Origin of the sequence: Mesorhizobium sp. M7A.F.Ca.ET.027.03.2.1 (genome assembly GCF_003999175.1) — a bacterium.
Classification (GTDB): domain Bacteria; phylum Pseudomonadota; class Alphaproteobacteria; order Rhizobiales; family Rhizobiaceae; genus Mesorhizobium.
Window position 1 is genome coordinate 1 of sequence record NZ_RZOM01001066.1, and the last position, 2,128, is coordinate 2,128.

At 63.5% G+C, this 2,128-nt stretch carries 3 protein-coding genes; all 3 read right to left on the minus strand.

Annotated elements, in window-relative coordinates; translation table 11 throughout:
• The coding region (locus tag EN750_RS31185) for an ABC transporter ATP-binding protein (RefSeq protein WP_145968087.1) at positions 1–660 on the minus strand (660 nt) is incomplete at its 3' end.
• Positions 660–1,448, minus strand: coding sequence for an ABC transporter permease (locus EN750_RS31190; protein WP_127270907.1), 789 nt, complete (start codon positions 1,446–1,448; stop codon positions 660–662). The genes EN750_RS31190 and EN750_RS31185, both read right to left, overlap by 1 nt.
• Positions 1,448–2,128: ABC transporter permease (locus EN750_RS31195; protein WP_145968088.1), on the minus strand; the 681-nt coding region annotated here is incomplete at its 5' end. The genes EN750_RS31190 and EN750_RS31195, both read right to left, overlap by 1 nt.

Consider the following 2,128-nt stretch of genomic DNA (forward strand, 5'->3'; position numbering starts at 1 on the left):
CTCCTCCGGCGGCCCCTCCTGCACCAGCCTGCCGTCGCGCAATATGCCGATGCGGTCGCTCATCGTCAGCGCTTCTTCCTGGTCGTGCGTGACGAAGATCGTGGTGATGCCGATCTCGCGCTGGATACGTTTGAGCTCGATCTGCATGTCGACACGCAACGCCTTGTCGAGCGCGCCCAATGGCTCGTCGAGCAGCAGCACGCGCGGCTTGGTGACGATGGCGCGGGCGAGCGCCACGCGCTGGCGCTGGCCGCCCGACAGCTGGTGCGGACGCCGCCCGCCGAGTTTGCCGAGCTGCACCAGATCGAGCGCGCGCTGCACCTCCGTCGCAATCACTGCCTTGGCCTCGCCGCGCACCGACAGGCCGAAGGCGACATTGTCGGCGACGCTCATATTGGGAAACAGCGCATAGTTCTGGAACACCATGCCGATACGGCGCTTCTCGACGGGCACCCGCTCGACGCTCTCGCCGCCGATGGTGATGCGACCCGAGTCAGGAAAATCGAAACCGGCGATCTGCCGCAGCAGCGTGGTCTTGCCGCTGCCCGACGGCCCGAGCAGAGCGTAAAAGCCGCCATCGGCGAAGTCGATGGAGACGTTGTCCAGCGCCTTGTGTGCGCCAAAGCTGCGCGAGACATCAGATACCTGCACGCCGGCCATTATTTCTCTCCGCCGAATTTGAAGAACCGCGCCGTCAGCAGCATCAGCGCCATCGACACGACAATGATGATGGTCGAGACCGCGTTGATCTCGGGCGTGAAACCCTTGCGGATCGCGGCGTAGATTTCGACCGGCAGCGTCGTCTGGCCCGGCGTCGCCAGGAAATAGGACACCACGAACTGGTCGAACGAAACGGCAAACGCGAACAGCCCGCCGGCGATGACGCCGGGCATGATCCAGGGCAGCGTGACGCGGCGCGTCACCTGCCACTGGTTGGCGCCTAGTGAGCGCGCCGCCTCTTCCAGCTCCGGCGCGAAGGTCTGCAGCCGGGCCGAGACGACGACGATGACATAGGGCAGCGCCAATGCGACATGGCCGAGCAGGATCGCATGCAGGCCACGGCCGATACCGACGCCGAAGAAGAAAATCAGCATTGCCGTGCCGGTGATCAGCCACGGTATGGCGATCGGCGGAAACAAAAGCGCCTGCAGGAACTTCTTGCCACGAAATTCGTAGCGATAGAGCGCCAGCGACGCCGCCGAGCCGAGCACGACGCAGATAATCGTGGTGATGACCGCGATCTCGACGCTGTTCCAGGTCGCTGCGATCAGTTGGTCGTTCTGCCACAGCGAAGCATACCATTCGGTCGTCCATTCGAACGGCAATTGGTAGAAGGGAGAAACGTTGAACGACATCAGCGCCATGATGATGATCGGCAGATAAAGAAAGGCAAGCAGCAGCCAGATGTAGAGGCGGCCGAGTCCTTCGAGGATGCGGGTCGTCGTCATCACGCGGCCCTCCGCAGCACTGGCGACGCCACCGCCAGGATGACCAGCACTACCGCCAGCAGGATGAAGGAGAGTGCGGCACCGAGCGGCCAGTTGAACACGGCGACGAACTGGTCCTCGATGACCGTTCCGTAGAAGGTGCCGGTGCGGCCGCCCAGGATGCGCGGTTCCATGAACGAGCCGACGACCGGCACGAAGATCAGGGCCGCACCCGCTACCAAACCCGGCATCGACAGCGGGATGATCACCCGCTTCAGCACCTGGAGCCGCGATGCGCCAAGCGAGCGTCCGGCCTCGATCAGCGAGTCGTCGATCGCCTGCAGCGTGAGATAGCAGGTCAGCACCATGTAGGGCACATAAGAATGCACCAGCCCGATGATGACGGCCGGATAAGAGTACATCAGGTCGATGTTGATCTTGAACGGCAGCACCGCGTTGAGCGCGGTGTCGAGGATGCCCCCCTCGCGCAGCACCATCGCCCAGGAAAAGATGCGCACCAACCCATTCGACCAGAACGGCAGGATGACGAGCAGGAAGATCGCCTCGCGGCTGCGCCCCTTCAGCACCTTGGCCAGCACGTAAGCGGCGGGATAGCCGATGACGACGCACCACAGCGTCACTTCGAGGCCAAGGCGCAGCCGCGAGGCGATCTTCCTGCTCGTCATCCTGCCGTTCTGGTC

Excerpts from the sequence above, each read along its gene's own strand:
- EN750_RS31190 (WP_127270907.1), bottom strand. The coding sequence starts at position 1,448 with ATGACGACGACCCGCATCCTCGAAGGACTCGGCCGCCTCTACATCTGG.